The organism is Pseudomonas syringae pv. tomato str. DC3000, from assembly GCF_000007805.1.
Lineage (GTDB): Bacteria > Pseudomonadota > Gammaproteobacteria > Pseudomonadales > Pseudomonadaceae > Aquipseudomonas > Aquipseudomonas avellanae.
In genome coordinates, this window is record NC_004578.1 from 2,850,672 (window position 1) to 2,867,880 (window position 17,209).

At 60.1% G+C, this 17,209-nt stretch carries 11 protein-coding genes and 1 pseudogene; 7 read left to right on the top strand and 5 right to left on the bottom strand.

All coding sequences use genetic code 11. The features are described from left to right. Positions 1–28 precede the first annotated feature (28 nt). Positions 29–634 carry a helix-turn-helix domain-containing protein gene (locus tag PSPTO_RS13355; protein WP_005762869.1) on the bottom strand — a complete coding sequence of 202 codons (606 nt, stop codon included), beginning with the start codon at positions 632–634 and terminating at the stop codon, positions 29–31. 298 nt (positions 635–932) lie between these two features. Here PSPTO_RS13355 and glnT point away from each other — a divergent pair. From glnT to PSPTO_RS13380, 5 genes and pseudogenes are all read left to right on the top strand, one after another. Beyond that, positions 933–2,266, top strand: a pseudogene (gene glnT, locus PSPTO_RS13360) (type III glutamate--ammonia ligase). A gap of 160 nt (positions 2,267–2,426) precedes the next feature. Beyond that, positions 2,427–3,347, top strand: coding sequence for a class II glutamine amidotransferase (locus PSPTO_RS13365; RefSeq protein ID WP_005762867.1), 921 nt, complete (start codon positions 2,427–2,429; stop codon positions 3,345–3,347). Then, on the top strand, positions 3,344–4,027 hold the full coding sequence (locus PSPTO_RS13370; RefSeq protein ID WP_005762866.1) for a protein glxC: 684 nt from the start codon (positions 3,344–3,346) through the stop codon (positions 4,025–4,027). The genes PSPTO_RS13365 and PSPTO_RS13370 overlap by 4 nt, the downstream gene beginning before the upstream one ends. Positions 4,028–4,042: 15 nt before the next feature. Next, positions 4,043–5,383 carry an FMN-binding glutamate synthase family protein gene (locus PSPTO_RS13375; RefSeq protein ID WP_005762863.1) on the top strand — a complete coding sequence of 447 codons (1,341 nt, stop codon included), beginning with the start codon at positions 4,043–4,045 and terminating at the stop codon, positions 5,381–5,383. A gap of 533 nt (positions 5,384–5,916) precedes the next feature. Beyond that, the gene (locus tag PSPTO_RS13380) at positions 5,917–7,242 is read left to right on the top strand and encodes an ammonium transporter (protein WP_011104096.1); all 1,326 of its coding nucleotides are present in this window, start codon (positions 5,917–5,919) and stop codon (positions 7,240–7,242) included. A 574-nt stretch (positions 7,243–7,816) separates the two neighbouring features. On the opposite strand, the gene PSPTO_RS13385 is transcribed toward PSPTO_RS13380, so the two are convergent. Both PSPTO_RS13385 and PSPTO_RS13390 read right to left on the bottom strand, forming a co-directional pair. Beyond that, positions 7,817–8,854, bottom strand: coding sequence for an LLM class flavin-dependent oxidoreductase (locus tag PSPTO_RS13385; protein ID WP_005762859.1), 1,038 nt, complete (start codon positions 8,852–8,854; stop codon positions 7,817–7,819). Between the two features lie 208 nt (positions 8,855–9,062). After that, a complete protein-coding gene (locus PSPTO_RS13390) occupies positions 9,063–9,398 on the bottom strand; it encodes a hypothetical protein (protein ID WP_005762856.1) in 336 nt (111 codons plus the stop codon). Positions 9,399–9,721: 323 nt separating this feature from the next. On the opposite strand from PSPTO_RS13390, the gene sfnG reads away from it, so the two are divergent. Together sfnG and PSPTO_RS13400 are read left to right on the top strand one after the other, a co-directional pair. Then, a complete protein-coding gene (sfnG, locus tag PSPTO_RS13395) occupies positions 9,722–10,822 on the top strand; it encodes a dimethylsulfone monooxygenase SfnG (RefSeq protein ID WP_011104098.1) in 1,101 nt (366 codons plus the stop codon). A 322-nt stretch (positions 10,823–11,144) separates the two neighbouring features. Beyond that, positions 11,145–12,731 carry a sensor domain-containing diguanylate cyclase gene (locus PSPTO_RS13400; RefSeq protein WP_011104099.1) on the top strand — a complete coding sequence of 529 codons (1,587 nt, stop codon included), beginning with the start codon at positions 11,145–11,147 and terminating at the stop codon, positions 12,729–12,731. A 29-nt stretch (positions 12,732–12,760) separates the two neighbouring features. Here the strand turns inward: PSPTO_RS13400 and PSPTO_RS13405 are convergent, their stop codons facing one another. Together PSPTO_RS13405 and PSPTO_RS13410 are read right to left on the bottom strand one after the other, a co-directional pair. Continuing rightward, complete coding sequence (locus PSPTO_RS13405) at positions 12,761–15,904, bottom strand: efflux RND transporter permease subunit (protein ID WP_011104100.1); 3,144 nt, start codon at positions 15,902–15,904, stop codon at positions 12,761–12,763. A gap of 33 nt (positions 15,905–15,937) precedes the next feature. Beyond that, positions 15,938–17,098 (bottom strand): efflux RND transporter periplasmic adaptor subunit, encoded by a 1,161-nt coding sequence (locus tag PSPTO_RS13410; protein ID WP_011104101.1) that lies wholly within the window; start codon positions 17,096–17,098, stop codon positions 15,938–15,940. Positions 17,099–17,209: the final 111 nt, after the last annotated feature.

Below are 17,209 nucleotides of genomic sequence, written 5' to 3' on the forward strand. Positions count from 1 at the left end.
CGAAAGGTGTGCCGCCTCCCGCCTGATTTCAATCCCCCTGCGCACCGTAGTTCATGATCGACAGCAGCTTGATCGGCACTTGCACCAGTTGCTCGGGGCCGTGGGGGATGTCGCCATCGAAAGTCAGGCTGTCACCGGCCTGCATCGGGTACAGCTGATTGCCATGCCGGTAGATCAGCTCGCCTTCCAGCAAGTGAAGAAACTCGGTGCCAGGGTGCGAGAAGGTGGGAAACTCCTCGCTGGCATCGTCCATAGTCACCATGTACGCCTCGAAACTCTTCTTCGGCCCACGGGTGTGGTTGAGCAGGTGATAGGTGTGGCCTTTCTCGGTGCCACGCCGGACCACCTCCAGCCCTTCATCGGCCCTGACCAGCAGCGCGCTGCTGCCTTGCTGGTCGTACTGGCTGAACAGCTTTGACATGGGCATGCCCAGTACGTCGCAAAGACGGCTGAGGTTGTCGAGGCTGGTGGACACCTGCGCGTTCTCGATCTTGCTCAACATGCCCTGACTGATACCGGCGATACGCGCGACATCGGCCAGTTTCAGCTCCTGCGCCTGGCGCTGGCGCTTGATCTGAATGCCCAGGTATTGCTCGAGCTTCAATTTGGGATGCGGTTCGTTCGGCATATTCATCGGCTGTGCACGGTTTCCGTTCAATAATTTTTATTTCGCACTGGGAATGTGCGTTCCAGCCCTGTAACTGTAGCTGCGGTTCTGGATTATTCCCTCAAGGAAACAAGCTTCCCACATAAACAGCCCTTATAAACAGCTGGATTGCCCGGTTGGACGTGTTGTCAATTTCTGGCGTAGCGGATTGGCAAGCGCTTTGCATTCCCTAAGGGAAAGTAAATTTCCTGTTCGGAATAAAACGGCAGGCAGTGAACAGCGGTCCCTTCCTGAAACCTTTTGCGCATGCCAGGAGACACGTCCCATGTTGCCACCCGAAACGCAGCGTCTGATCGAACAGCACGGCATCAAGTACGTGCTGGCTCAGTTCGTGGATATTCATGGTTCGTCCAAGACCAAATCGGTTCCTGTCACGGGCCTGGCAATGGTTGCCGAAGACGGCGCAGGGTTCGCCGGTTTCGCGATCTGCGGCATGGGCATGGAGCCTCACGGCCCGGACTTCATGGCCAAGGGCGACCTGTCTTCGTTGACGCCGGTGCCGTGGCAGCCGGGCTATGGGCGAGTGGTGTGCATCGGCCATGTGGAAGGCATCCCTGGCCTTATGACAGCCGCTACGTGCTGCAAAAACAGGTCGAACGCCTCAGCCAGCGCGGCTGGACCCTGAACACCGGGCTGGAGCCCGAATTCAGCCTGTTCAAGCGCGATGCCGCTGGCAGCCTGCAAATGGTCGATGCCAGCGATAACCTCGACAAGCCGTGTTACGACTACAAAGGGCTGTCGCGCTCCCGGGAGTTTCTTGAGCGCCTGACCGAAGCCTTGCAGCCAGTGGGTTTCGACATCTATCAGATTGACCACGAAGACGCCAACGGCCAGTTCGAGATCAATTACACCTACAGCGATGCCATGGAGTCGGCGGACCGCTTTACCTTCTTCCGCATGGCCGCCGGCGAAATCGCCAATGACATGGGCATGATCTGCTCGTTCATGCCCAAGCCCGATCCCAAGCGAGCGGGCAACGGCATGCATTTTCACCTGTCGATTGCCAGCGCCAGCAACAAGAACCTGTTCCACGACGCCAGCGACCCGAGTGGCATGGGCCTGTCGAAGATGGCCTATCACTTCGCGGCCGGGTTGCTGGCTCACGGCCCTGCGTTGTGTGCCTTCGCCGCACCCACGGTCAACTCCTACAAGCGCCTGGTGGTGGGCAATTCGCTGTCCGGCGCGACCTGGGCGCCGGCGTTCATCGCCTTCGGCGCCAACAACCGCTCGGCGATGGTGCGTGTGCCGTATGGCCGCCTGGAATTTCGTCTGCCGGACGCCGGCTGCAACCCTTATCTGGTCAGCGCCGCGATCATCGCCGCCGGGCTGGACGGCATCGACCGCCAGCTGGAAATCGATCACGTCTGCAACGAGAACCTTTACAAGCTGAGCCTTGAAGAGATCGCCGCACGGGGCATCAAGACCCTGCCGCAGTCGCTCAAGGAAGCCTGCGATGCGCTGGAAGCCGACCCGCTGTTCGCCGAAGTGCTGGGCAACGAGATCGTTGGCGAGTTCATCCGCCTTAAACGCATGGAATGGGTGGAATACAGCCGCCACGTGAGCGACTGGGAAGTGAAGCGCTATATCGAATTCTTTTAGTGGAGCAGCTGCAAGTTTCAAGCTTCAAGCTTCAAGCTTCAAGCTTCAAGCGGCAAGCAGAAGCTGGATTGCGGCGTATTTGATTTTTCTGTCTATGCGGTTGGTTTCTAGCTTGCAGCTTGTAGCTAAAAGCTTGCCGCTCCCGAACAAGGTGAGGCTTATGTGCGGAATCGTTGGTTTGTACCTGAAAAACCCGGCGCTGGAGTCGCAGCTCGGCAAGCTGTTCGAGCCGATGCTTGAGGCTATGACGGACCGTGGACCAGACAGTGCCGGGTTTGCGATTTATGGCGATGAGGTGGCGGATGGCTGGGTCAAGCTGACCTTGCAAGCCACCACCGAGCACTATGATTTCAAGGCGCTGATAGCGGCGCTGGAAGGCACGTTGAATGCGCCGCTGGACTGGTTCCAGAACGCCAGCGCCGTGGTGCTGAAGATTCAGGCAGAAGAAGCCCCTGTGCGTGCTGCGCTGGCGGAACTGGCACCGAGCGTGCGCATCATGAGCGCCGGGCAGAGCATCGAGATTCTCAAGGGCATGGGCCTGCCGAGGGAGATTTCCGCCCGCTTTGGTCTCGCTTCCATGAAGGGCAGCCACATTATTGGCCATACCCGCATGGCCACTGAAAGTGCGGTGACCATGGAAGGCAGTCACCCGTTTTCCACGGGCTCCGACCTGTGCCTGGTGCACAACGGCTCGCTGTCCAACCACTTCCGTCTGCGTCAGAACCTGCGCCGTGAAGGCATTCATTTCGAGACGGATAACGACACCGAAGTCGCCGCTGGTTATCTGGCCTGGCGTCTGCAACAGGGCGACAGCCTCAAGCAGGCGCTCGACAAGTCGCTGGAAGACCTCGATGGCTTTTTCACCTTCGCCATCGGCACGCGCAACGGCTTTGCGGTGATTCGCGATCCAATAGCCTGCAAGCCGGCGATTCTTGCCGAAACTGACGATTACGTTGCCATGGCCTCGGAATACCAGGCGCTGTCCAGCTTGCCGGGGATTGAAAACGCCAGGGTCTGGGAACCGGTCCCGGCCACTATGTACATCTGGGAACGCGAACCAGCGCAGGGAGCACGCCCATGAAAACTGTCGATCTTTCCAGCGCCAGCGTGCGCGACCTCAATCAGGCCCTGCACGATCAGGTCAAGGACCTGCAGGACCGTGAATGGCTGGTCACACATCCCGACGGCGCCCATAACCTGGCGGTCGGCGTCAACGAAGCCATCTCCATCGATATTCAGGGCCATGCCGGCTATTACTGCGCGGGCATGAACCAGAAAGCCTCGATCACCGTGCACGGCAACGTCGGCGTCGGTTGTGCGGAAAACATGATGTCCGGCGCCGTGCGGGTCAAGGGCAGCGCCTCACAGGCTGCAGGTGCCACGGCGCATGGCGGTTTGCTGGTGATCGAAGGCGATGCCGGTGCCCGTTGCGGGATTTCCATGAAGGGGATCGACATCGTGGTCGGCGGCAGCATCGGCCACATGAGCTGCTTCATGGGCCAGGCCGGTCGATTGGTGGTGTGCGGCGATGCAGGCGATGCGCTGGGCGATTCGCTGTACGAAACGCGGATCTACGTCAAAGGCAAGGTTGAATCGCTGGGCTCCGACTGTATCGCCAAGGAGATGCGCGACGAGCACCTGCAAGAGTTGCAGGAACTGCTCAATCGCGCAGGCTTCAACGAGAAGGCCGAGGATTTCAAGCGCTACGGCTCGGCTCGCCAGCTGTACAACTTCAAAGTCGATAACGCCTCCGCGTACTGATCCAGGAGCACTACCATGAGCGACCCAACAAACAACAAACCAGCTCCAGTCCTGCGCGAGTCGGCCACCTTCGATCGCCTGACCATTCAGGAAATCCAGCGCGCCGCAGAAACCGGCATCTACGACATTCGCGGCGGCGGCACCAAGCGCAAACTGCCGCATTTCGACGACTTGCTGCTGCTCGGCGCCAGCGTGTCGCGCTACCCGCTGGAAGGCTACCGCGAGAAGTGCGGCACCGATGTGGTGCTTGGCAATCGGTTTGCCAAAAAGCCGCTGTACTTGAAAATCCCGGTGACCATCGCAGGCATGAGCTTCGGTGCGTTGTCGGCCAATGCCAAGGAAGCGCTGGGCCGTGGCGCAACCATCGCGGGCACCAGCACCACCACCGGTGATGGCGGCATGACCCCGGAAGAGCGCGGCCAGTCGCAGCATCTGGTCTATCAATACCTGCCGTCGCGTTACGGCATGAACCCGGACGACCTGCGCAAGGCCGATGCCATCGAAATCGTCTTGGGGCAGGGCGCCAAACCCGGTGGCGGCGGCATGTTGCTGGGCATGAAAGTCACCGAGCGCGTGGCTGGCATGCGCACCTTGCCGGTCGGCGTCGATCAGCGTTCGGCGTGCCGTCACCCCGACTGGACCGGCCCTGATGACCTGGCGATCAAAATTGCCGAAATTCGTGAAATCACCGACTGGGAAAAACCGATCTACGTGAAAATCGGTGCCAGCCGTCCTTACTACGACGTCAAGCTGGCAGTGAAAGCCGGTGCAGACGTGATCGTGCTCGACGGCATGCAGGGTGGCACTGCGGCCACTCAGGAAGTGTTCATCGAACACGTCGGCATCCCGATTCTGCCCGCCATCCCGCAAGCGGTTCAGGCGCTGCAAGAGATGGGCATGCACCGCAAGGTACAACTGATCGTCTCCGGCGGGATTCGCAACGGTGCCGACGTCGCCAAGGCCATGGCACTCGGCGCGGATGCGGTAGCGATTGGCACGGCAGCGCTGATCGCACTCGGCGACAACCATCCACGTCTGGACGAAGAGCTGAAAAAGATCGGCTCGGCAGCGGGTTTCTACGATGACTGGCAGAACGGCCGTGACCCGGCCGGTATCACCACCCAGGACCCAGAGTTGTCCAAGCGCCTCGACCCGGTCGAAGGCGGGCGGCGTCTGGCCAACTACCTGCGCGTTCTGGTCCTCGAAGCCCAGACCATGGCCCGCGCATGCGGCAAATCACACCTGCACAACCTCGACCCGGAAGATCTGGTGGCACTGACCGTCGAGTCTGCGGCCATGGCGCGCGTGCCATTGGCAGGGACGTCGTGGATACCGGGTTCGGGGTCGGGGTATTGATTGCAATGTGAATTGGCACGCGTCTCACGACGCTTCGCATCAAAGGTCTCAAATGCGCCACAAAGTCTTGCCTTGCACGCAGTTACTGCACATAAACGAAAGCGCTTTTTTACCGCGATATCACTGACGACGCAGAGTGCGACGTAAGTGACGGCTGAGTCGTGGCGCTGACCCGGGGGATGCGAGGCAGGACGCCGAGCAAGCCGCACCGGGCCATGGATGGCCCGTTGCGGCGGCCCCCGGATCAGTGTCAGGACGAAGGAACCCGACGAAGTCGGGCCGGAAACGGAGCCGGGATTTTGGTTACTTTGATCCTTCAAAGTCACTCGCCGAGGGGCGAAAAGGTGCCCTGAGTCGAACTCCAATCCACCTGACATCGCAGAACCGCTGTGTGACGCAGGGCATCACGAAAGGCATTACCACGCGGAGCGTGGGAACGAGAGCTTAATCCTCAAGAGGCCGAAGAGCCTCGCCTGTCTCAATGACCTTCCTTGCTGCCAGACACTTTCCATTCATTCGCGGGAGCTTTGAACATGGTCAATCGTCTACACGGCAAATCCCTACTGGCTTTACTGACTCTCAGTGCCTTGGCGCCCTGGGCGCAGGCGGCCGAAACGCCAGTCCTGAACACCGGCAGCACCGCATGGATGATCACCGCAGCAGTCCTGGTGCTGTTCATGTGCCTTCCGGGGCTGGCACTGTTCTACGGCGGACTGGTGCGGGCCAAAAACATGCTCTCGCTGTTCACGCAGTGTTTTGGCATCGCCGGTGTAGTCGGCGTGCTATGGGTGATCTACGGCTACAGCATGGTGGTTGACACCAGCAACATGGTCGAAGGGCAGGTAACGTTCAACAGCTTCGTCGGTGGCCTGAGTCGCGCCTTTCTGGCGGGCATGACCCCCGATAGCCTGGTCGGTGAAATCCCGGAAGGCGTGTTCGTGACCTTCCAGATGACCTTCGCCATCATCACGCCTGCACTGATTGCCGGAGCCTTTGCCGAGCGCATGAAATTCTCTGCCGCGCTGCTGTTCATGGCGCTCTGGTTCACCTTGGTGTATGCGCCGGTCGCGCACATGGTCTGGGGCGGGGCGGGTGCGTTGATGCACAACTGGGGCGTGCTGGATTTTGCCGGTGGCACTGCGGTGCACATCAATGCCGGTGTTGCAGCATTGGCAGCCTGTCTGGTGCTGGGCAAACGCAAGGGTTATCAGAACACACCCATGCCGGCTCATAATCTGAGCCTGACCATGGCCGGCGCGGCGATGCTCTGGGTCGGCTGGTTCGGCTTCAACATCGGCTCTGGCGGCGGCCTGAGCGGCACTTCCGGCATCGTCATGCTTAACACCCAAGTGGGTGCCTGCGCCGGGATTCTCGGCTGGATGTTCACCGAATGGTTCAAGGTCGGCAAACCGAGTGCACTGGGCCTGGCCAGTGGTGCGCTGGCCGGTCTGGTCGGCATCACGCCTGCCTGTGCTTACGTCGGCGTCGGCGGCGCGTTGGCGATTGGTGTCCTGTGCGGAGTGTTCTGCTACCTGAGCGTGACCGTCCTGAAAAAACGCCTGGGCTACGACGACAGCCTCGATGTCTTCGGCCTGCACGGCATCGGCGGCATGATCGGCGCGGTACTCACCGGCGTCTTCTGCGTACCGGCACTGGGCGGGCTGGTGCCAGAGGTGACCATGGGTGCGCAAGTCATTGCACAGGTCAAAGGCGTGCTCTTCACCACCGTGTATTGCTTTGCGGTCAGCTGGATCATCCTCAAAGCAGTCAACGCACTGATCGGCCTGCGGGCTCACGAGTCAGTAGAAGAGATGGGCCTGGACCTGGCCGAGCATAATGAGCGGGCTTACAACCACTGAGATGATTGTCGTGGCAATGCGTTTGCATAGGCTAGGTAGTGCTCTGCGTCACATCTGTGTTGCAGCGCAATGTCATGCCTTACCCGCAATCACTGAACATAAAAGCGCTTTTTTACCACGATGGCACTGACGACGCCGATTGCGACGTAAGTGACGGCTGAGTCGTGGCGCTGATCCGGGGGATGCGAGGCAGGACGCCGAGCAGGCCGCACCGGGCCATGGATGGCCCGTTGCGGCGGCCCCCGGATCAGTGTCAAGACGAAGGAATCCGACGAAGTCGGGCCGGAAACGGAGCCGGGATTTTGGTTACTTTGATCCGTCAAAGTCACTCGCCGAGGGGCGAAAAGGTGCCTTGAGTATTATATAAATCCACCTGACAGCGCAGAACCCTATTGTGGCGAGGAGCGCCACACAGAGGACGCAGAGCGTCCAGAACGGCCTGCCGACGCGGAGCATCGGCACGATAATCAAAGTCAGCTTTTGATTCTGGCCGAAGGCCCCGGTCACACACAGTGGAACGATCATTATCGTGGTCTGGGCAGCGCTTTTCAGTGCTCTCAGACAATCTGAACACTCAACGAAACGCCGGCACTACGTGCTTGATAAATAACTCAAGCGATTTCTTCTTCTCGGCGTGCGGCAAACTGTTGTCGCACCAGAAACTGAACTCGTCGACACCCAGTTCCTGATAGTACTGAATACGCGGAATAATCTCTTCCGGGGTGCCGATCATTGTATTTTTGCGGATATTCTCCAGCTCGAACTCCGGGCGCTCCTTGAATTTCTCTTCAGGGCTCGGCGCAAGAAAACCATTCACCGGCGTCTGTTTATTGCCAAACCAGGCATCAAACGTGCGGTAGAACTTCGCGATGGCGCTCGCGCCCACTTTCCAGCCTTCAGGATTGTCCGCCGCATGCACATGCGTATGGCGCAGCACCATCAATTGCGGGCGGGGCACGTCAGGGTTATTGGCCAGCGCTGCCTCGAACTTGCTCTTCAGATCGACCACTTCCTCGTCGCCCTTCATCAACGGGGTGACCATTACATTGCAGCCGTTCTGCACCGCGAAATTGTGCGAATCCGGGTCGCGCGCGGCGATCCACATCGGCGGGGTGCCAATCGGTTTTGGCACGCACGTCGAAGTAGGGAATTTCCAGATATCGCCATCGTGGGCGTAATCGCCCTGCCACAGAGCGCGCACCACCGGCACCATCTCGCGCAGCGCCTTGCCGCCTTCGGAGGCCGGCATGCCGCCCGCCATCCGGTCAAATTCCACTTGGTAGGCACCGCGTGCCAGCCCGACTTCCATGCGCCCGTTGCTGATCACATCCAGCAGCGCGCATTCTCCGGCCACCCGCAACGGGTGCCAGAACGGCGCGATTATCGTGCCTGCGCCTAAATGAATACGGGTGGTTCTGGCGGCCAGATAAGCCAGCAGCGGCATGGGGCTTGGCGAAATGGTGTATTCCATCGCATGGTGTTCGCCGATCCATACCGTACTGAAGCCACCGTTTTCGGCCATCAGCGTCAGTTCTGTCAGGTCTTCGAAAAGCTGGCGATGGCTGACACTTTCATCCCAGCGCTCCATGTGCACGAACAATGAAAACTTCATGACGCTACCTCGCTTGATCCATGACGCCTGCACGGGCGTGGTGAGTTGTTGTTTGTCTGATGGTATACCGTAATACTCGCCGTGCAAGTCTTTTTTTAGCAGCGCACACGGGCACATGACAATGCAGGCAAAACGAAAAAAGCGCCTCATGAGAGGCGCTTCCAGGGAGGGTGTAGCTCAGGTGCGAGGGTGTTAGATCAGAGCGGGATTAACTGCAGGCTTCCGTCTGGATATATTCAGCCGTGGAATCGCGAATCACTGGCCCCATGCCACTGACCGCACGAGCCTGCTCCATGATCTCCAGCGTAGAGCCGGTGCCTACCAGGTTCACCGTATGATTGGCGCAGTTATAGACGCGTTTGGAATAAATCACCCCCAGCAGACCATCACGGCGGGTGACCACGACGCGCTCTTGGGCGCTGCCGCTTTTTTCCACCAGCGCGTGCTGCCCGGTCGGATCATGGGGGATGGGGATGGCCTTGGCTTCGGCGTGCGCCGAGAAGGCGGGGATCATCAAGGCCAGAAAAATGGCATGAAATTTCATCGGTGCTCCTGCGGATGAATATGACTTCATTGGATCCAAAAGTTACTCCAGTCGCGTGCCTCTGACTAGCGGGTGCCAGTGGCCTTTCGTCGGGTTGTCATGTTGGCTGACCTTGCCTGGCGCGGGTTGATTCCGGCAATCGCTGTTGTTCTGCCAACAGCACATCGACACCTTGACGGCGCACGGACAGTTGACACTGCCTGGTGGCACTTTTAACCCATTGATCTGTATTGATTTAAGCGGCTGGCACGGTTGCTGCTCTGTGTAATTGTAACCCCGTTCGATTCCCGCGCTCGGGAGCCTGCAGTCAGAGGAGTGCCGACATGAGCCATTCATCGATAAAATTTGCCTACTGGGTGCCGAACGTCAGCGGAGGACTGGTCGTCAGCAAGATCGAGCAACGCACCAGTTGGACCATCGACTACAACCGCAAGCTGGCGCAGATCGCCGAGCAATCCGGTTTTGAATACGCGCTGACGCAAATCCGCTTCACCGCTGGTTACGGTGCCGAGTTTCAGCATGAATCCGTGGCCTTCAGCCACGCGCTGTTGGCCGCCACCGAAAAGCTCAAGGTCATCGCGGCTATCTTGCCAGGGCCGTGGACGCCATCGGTGGCGGCCAAACAGCTGGCGACCATTGACCAACTTACCGCCGGGCGTGTGGCGGTGAACATTGTCAGCGGTTGGTTCAAGGGCGAATTTCAGGCCATCGGTGAACCCTGGCTGGAACACGACGAGCGCTATCGACGGTCCGAAGAATTCATTCGCGCCCTCAAGGGAATCTGGACCACCGACAACTTCACGTTCAAGGGCGATTTCTACCGCTTTCACGATTACACCCTCAAACCCAAGCCCATTCAGCGTCCGCATCCGGAGATCTTCCAGGGCGGCAGCTCGCGTGCCGCGCGGGACATGGCGGCCCGTGTGTCGGACTGGTATTTCACCAACGGCAACACCGTCGAAGGTATCAAGGCTCAGGTCGATGATATTCGCGCCAAAGCTGCCGCGAACGGCCATTCGGTGAAGATCGGCGTCAATGCCTTCATTATTGCCCGCGATACCGAAGAAGAGGCGCGTGCCGTGCTGGCCGAGATCGTCGACAAGGCCGATCCCGAGGCCGTCAATGCGTTTGGTGATGCCGCGAAACAGGCAGGCAAGGCCAGCCCGGAAGGCGAGGGCAACTGGGCCAAATCGACTTTTCAGGACTTGGTGCAATACAACGATGGTTTCAAGACCAACCTGATCGGCACGCCGCGCCAGATTGCCGAGCGAATCGTCGGACTCAAGTCGATTGGCGTAGACCTGGTGCTTTCCGCTTTTCTGCATTTCCAGGAAGAAGTTGCCTACTTTGGCGAGCATGTGCTGCCGCTGGTACGCGAGCTGGAGGCCGCCGCGCAGCGCAAGCCCGTCGCCGCCACGGCCTGACAACCCTGCAACCCGCTTGACCCCGCCATGACGCCCTAAGCGCACTTCGCTTAAGGGCCCGCCAGAAAATCAGGCGCCACTGTGATCCAGTGTGCGCCTGCCTGCGTATGTTGAACCCCTGACAACCAACAGATGTCTGTAAGTGGCACTATGATGCCACTCTCTGGCATGCTCTGATCCCATGCCAGGCCCTCAGGTATGGCCGAGTTCTTGCCGACAATGGCAATTGATAGTGAAAGGATTGTCGATGGCCCCTGAGCAACCAGGTCCGGTTTTCAGAAAAACCAGATGCACTGGTTCTCACCTGTTGTGGAGGCAAGTTTTGAAACGCGACCTTCGGCTTGCGTCATGGCTGATCTTCGTAGTGTGCGCCTGCGTGGTGATGTTGATGGTCTGGCAGGCATGGACCGCGCGCCGCAACACGATGGATAACATCCAGACCAGCACGGTGAATCTGGCTGCGGCGCTGAGCACTTACACAGACGGTATCTTCAAACAGAGCGAGCTGATGCTTATCGGCCTGACAGAGCGTGTCGAAAAGGACGGCACCGGGCCTGCACAGGTGGAACGTCTGAGGTCGGTGATTGCCCGTGAAATGGGCGCGCTGCCGCAGATCGATACGGTTTCGTTGTACAACGTCGAAGGGATTTGCATCTTTTCGACCAACCCCAAGGCGGTGGGCGTCAACAGTGTCAAACGCGAGTTTTTCCAGCACCACCTGCAGACGCCTGGCCGCGCGCCTTACATCGGGCCGACCATTCGCAGTCGTGCCTCTGGCGAGTGGGTGATATCGGTCAGTCGGCCTATCAATCATCCTGACTCGAGTTTTGCCGGGTTGATGGTGGTGACCATCGGTGTCGAGCATCTGCTGAAGTTCTACTCAGGCATTCAGGTTGGAGACACCGGCATCATCAGCCTGACATCGGCGGCTGGGCAGTTGCGTGTGCGCTATCCCCATCTTGAGGCGGAAATCGGGCGCGACTTGTCATCGACGCCGATTTTCACGTCCGAACGTGACAAACCCTCCGGCACCACCCGGTTCGTCTCCAGAATCGACGGTATCCCGCGCTTTTATGCGTTCAAACGCAGCGAGGTCTACCCGATTGTGACCGTCGTCGCGCTGGGTCAGAGGGAGGCCATGCTGGACTGGCTGGGGCAGACCAAACAGTCGGTGCTGGTCATGCTGGTGCTGCTCGGGCTGGTGATCGGGCTTGGCGTTCGCCTGATCAAGCACATACACAGCCGTATACGTGCAGAGGATCAGTTGCTGGAATCCCAGGCAGCCCTCATTCAGTTGAACCAGCATCTGGAGTTCATTGCCTCGGAAGACAAGCTTACCGGGCTGGCCAATCGCAGACGTTTCGATCAGTTTCTGGATGTCGAATTCAAACGCGCCCGACGCGAGCGCAACATGCTGTCATTGATCCTGATGGATGCCGATCATTTCAAGCGTTACAACGACCATTTCGGTCATCTGGCCGGTGACGAATGCCTGGTGGCGCTCGCTCGGCTGGTCGAGCAATGCATCCGTCGCCCCGGCGATGTTGCTGCTCGTTATGGCGGTGAGGAGATTGCCGTCGTGTTGCCTGGCACTGACGAGGCGAGCGCTCGGCAAGTCGCCGAGAATATCCTGCAGGCCATTCGTGACGAGCAGATCACGCACCCCGCCAGCCCGTTCGGCATCGTGACGGTCAGCCTGGGCGTTGCAACGGTCGTTGGCAGTAACCGCCAGATCAGCCAGCGAGGCCTGATCGAGCTGGCCGACCGCGCGCTGTACGCGGCCAAGTCGCAGGGCCGCAACCGGGTGAATGTGGCGTCGGAAATCGCCTTCAACACGGTCCCGGCCTGGACGCAGGTCAATACCTCTGTTGACCCGCCCTACGGGCCGACGGCGGACACGCGGGATTGATTCCAGCGTGCCCGTCATGTGCGGCGCGTTCAGTCTTTGTCGGGCTGCTCGGCGTCAGCAAGCTGTTTCGTCTCGTGGGGCTTGCGCCGCAGCACTGACAGCACCCAGACGAAGAAGATCGGCACCAGAACCACCCCCAGCAGCGTCGCGCTGAGCATGCCGCCGATCACTCCGGTGCCGATGGCCCGCTGGCTTGCAGCGCCTGCGCCGGTCGCCAGTGTCAACGGCACCACGCCGAGGATGAACGCCAGTGAGGTCATGACAATTGGCCGAAAGCGCAGTCTTGCGGCCTGAAGCGCTGCATCACGCAGCGAATGGCCTTGATCCCACAGCTCCTTGGCGAACTCGACGATCAGAATCGCGTTTTTCGCCGCCAGGCCAATGATGGTGATCAGCCCCACCTTGAAGTAAACGTCGTTCGGCATGCCGACCGCGGTCACTGCCAGCACCGAACCCAGTGCGCCCACCGGCACAATCAGCATGACCACCAGCGGGATCGCCCAGCTTTCATAAAGCGCGACCAGCAGTAGAAAGACCACCAGCAAGGCCAGGGCAAACAGCCCGGTCGCCTGGCCGCTGGCTACTTTTTCCTGGTAGGAGAGGCCGGTCCATTCGTAACCGATGCCGGGTGGCAACCGGGAGACGATTCTTTCAATCTCCGCCATCGCTTCGCCGGTACTGACACCCGGTGGTGCGTCACCCGCGATCCTGAAGGTGGGGTAGCCGTTGTAACGGGCGATCTGCACCGGGCCTTCTTCCCAGTGCGTGGAAACGAATGCACTCAGTGGCACCAGCGTGCCGCTGCTGTTGGGCACGTACAGCTTGAGCACGCTTTCCGGGGTCATCCGCGAACTCTGCTCGGCCTGCACCACAACCCGCTGCTGACGTCCGGCGTTGGCGAAATCACTGATCACCGAGGAGCCGAAAGCGGTGGACAGCGCGTTGCTTATCGACTCGAAGCTGACCCCCAGCGCCCGCGCTTTTTCGCGGTCGATGTTCAGGCGTAATTGAGGTGCTTCGGCCAGCCCTTCCATCATCGCGTAGAGAATCTTCGGGTTGCCGTTGGCTTTGCCCAGCAACTCGTTGCGCGCCGCAAGCAGGGCTTCGCGGCCCAGACCTGCACGGTCTTGCAAACGCAGCGCGAAACCGCCTGAAGTGCCCAGCCCGTCGATAGGCGGCGGTGTCACGGCCATGACCGTGCCGTCGCTGAGACCGGCAAAATGCTGATTGAACGCCGCCGCTTCTTCACCCGCCGATTGCCCGTCGCCGCGCACCGACCAGTCTTTGAGGGTCGGGAACGCCAGACCGGCGTTTTCGCCCATGCCGGAAAAACTGAAACCCAGCAGCATGGTCACGGCCCCGGTCGCCTCGCGGGACAACATGTAGATTTCCAGCAACTGCGCGGTGGCGTCGGTGCGCGCCCGGGTGGCTCCCGGCGGCAACTGCACGTCGATGATCAGATAACCCTGGTCTTCCACCGGCACAAACGACTCTGGCAGACGCAGGTAGAAAAAGCCCAGCAAGCCGACGATACCGACATACAGCAGCATGTAGCGGCCAGCGCGTTTGATCATGCTGGAGCTGACGCGCTCGTAGCGGTCGGTGAACTTGCCGAACAGCCGATTGAAACCGCCGAAGAAACCGCGCTTTTCATGATGACCCGCCGGGATTGGCTTGAGCAGCGTGGCGCACAACGCCGGGGTAAACGTGAGGGCCAGAAAGCCGGAGAACAGAATCGATACGGCCAGCGACAGTGAGAACTGCTGGTAGATGACCCCGACCGAGCCACCCATGAACGCCAGCGGCAGAAACACCGCAGCCAACACCAGGGTGATGCCGAAAATCGCACCTGACACCTGCTGCATCGCCTTCACGGTCGCTGCCGCAGGGGAGAGGCCTTCCTCGGCCATGATGCGCTCGACGTTTTCGACCACCACGATGGCGTCGTCGACCAGAATACCGATGGCCAGCACCATGCCGAACATGGTCATCATGTTCACTGAGAAGCCCAGCAGGTACATGATCGCCAGCGTACCGGCCAGGCACACCGGCACCACGATAGTCGGGATCAGCGTGTAGCGGATGTTCTGCAGAAACAGGAACATCACCAGAAACACCAGCACCATGGCCTCGATCAGGGTGTAGATCACCTTGTCGATGGCCACATCGACAAAGCGTGAGGTGTCATACGGCACGGAAAATTCGACGCCTTCCGGGAAATTCACCGACAGTTCGGTGAGCCGCTGTTTGACTGCCTTGACGGTTTCAATCGCGTTGGCACCCGGTGACAGCTGAACCGCACCGGCCACCGCACGTTTGCCGTTGAGGCGGGATTCAAAACTGTAATCCTGACTGCCGATGGCCACCCGCGCGACGTCGGACAAGTGCACCGTCGAGCCGTCTTCGTTGGCGCGCAACACGATGCGGCCAAATTCTTCCGGGTTGTCCAGCGTGCCTTTGACCGCCAGGGTGGCCGTCAGCTCCTGCAGCGACGAGCCCGGGCTGCTGCCGAAACTGCCTGCCGGGACCTGCACGTTCTGCGCCCGCACGGCAGCGTTGACGTCATCGATGGACAGCCCGAAACCAACCAGCTTCTGCGGGTCGATCCAGACGCGCATGGCAGCTTCCGCGGCAAAGAATTGCAGCCTGCCGACGCCGTTTACCCGGCTGATTTCATTGTTGACGTTACGCGCGGCGTAGTCGGCCAGCGCGACCGTGTCCTTGTTGGCTGAATCGCCCGTGTAGCTCAGGGTGTAGATCATCAGGAAGCCGGAACTGGCTTGTTCGACCTGCAAACCCTGGCTGAGCACGGTCTGCGGCAGGCGCGCTTCGGCTTTCTTGATGCGGTTCTGAACCTCGACCTGGGCCATGTCCGGGTTAGTGCCGGGCACGAACGTCACGTTGATTTCTGCGCTGCCGGTCGAGTTGCTGGTCGACTCGTAATACAGCATCCCTTTGGCGCCGTTGAGCTCTTCCTCGATGACGCTGGTCACCGAATCCACCAGCACCTTGGCGGACGCGCCAGGGTAAGTCGCGGTAATGGTGATCTGTGGCGGTGCCACGTTCGGGTATTGCGCCACGGGCAGGGCGGGCAGCGCCATCAGCCCGGCGAGCAGAATGAACAGGGCCAGCACCCAGGCAAAGTTGGGCCGCTTGATAAAAAACAGAGACATGGACAGTGATCCTCGATCGCGCTGAAGGCGGCGTTATTGAGCCTTGGCCTGCTGCTGGGCGGACGGCGATTTGGGCACGACCTTGTCACCGGGGTTGAGCCCAGTCATGTTGCCGATGATGACCTGTTCGCCCTCTTTCAGGCCTTCGGTGATCTGCCAGCGCGAGTCCTGCATGGCGCCGGTTTTGACCGGACGCGCTTCTGCCGTGCCGTCCTGAGCGATCATCAGCACGCGGGCCGCACCATCACTGGAGCGCTGCACGGCACGCTGAGGGACAAGAATGGCGTTGGCATCGACCCGCTGCGGCGTGCGCACCCGCACATACATGCCCGGCAGCAACACGCCTTTGGGGTTGGCGAAGCGGGCACGCAATGACACCTGGCCGGTGGTCCGGTCTACTGCCACGTCGGTAAACAGCAGGGTGCCGCTGCTCTGATAGTCGGTGCCGTCGACGCTCAGTGACAAGGCGTCCTCGCCGCCCTTGGGCAAGCGGCCTTCCTGAATGGCGGCGCGCATCTGCAAGGCGTCGGCGACCGGTTGGGTGAAGTCGGCGTAGACCGGGTCGAGTTGCTGAATGGTCGCCAGCAGCGTGGTTTCGCCCTGACCGACCAGCGCGCCTTCGGTGACCATCGCGCGCCCGATGCGCCCTGAAATAGGCGCTCTGACCGTAGCGTAGCCCAGGTCCAGCCTGGCCGTTTCCACATCAGCCTGGGCCGATTTTTTGGCGGCGGCGGCGTTTTGCAGTGCGGAGCGGGCGGTGTCGAAGGTCTGGCGGCTGACCGCTTCGATCTCCACCAGCGACTCGTAACGTTTGACCGTGGCCTGGGTTTCGAACAACGTGGCTTCGGTGCGCGCCAGATCACCCTGCGCCTTGGACAATGCCGCCTTGAAGGGCGCCGGGTCGATCTGGAACAGCACTGCGCCGGCTCTCACGTCGGCGCCTTCCTCGAAATTGCGAGTGAGCACAATGCCAGCCACCCGTGCACGCACCTGTGCCACACGAACCGGCTCGATACGGCCGGGCAGTTCGTCGACCACCGTGAACGATTCGGCTTTGACCGCAACCGCTTCAACCTCTTTGGGCGCTGCCGAGGCGGCGTGATCCTGCTGCGGCTTCTGTTCACAACCGGCAAGACCCAACGCTGCCAGCAGCGCTATCGCAGGCATCACACGCCAATCGCTCAAATTACTCATCATTCACCCGGCCGCAGCCCATCAGACGCTAAAGCCGCGAATGATCCACTTTTGTACGGCTTTGAGTCAATATTGGCTCATATGAGACTTTCGTGACTAATTGTGTATATG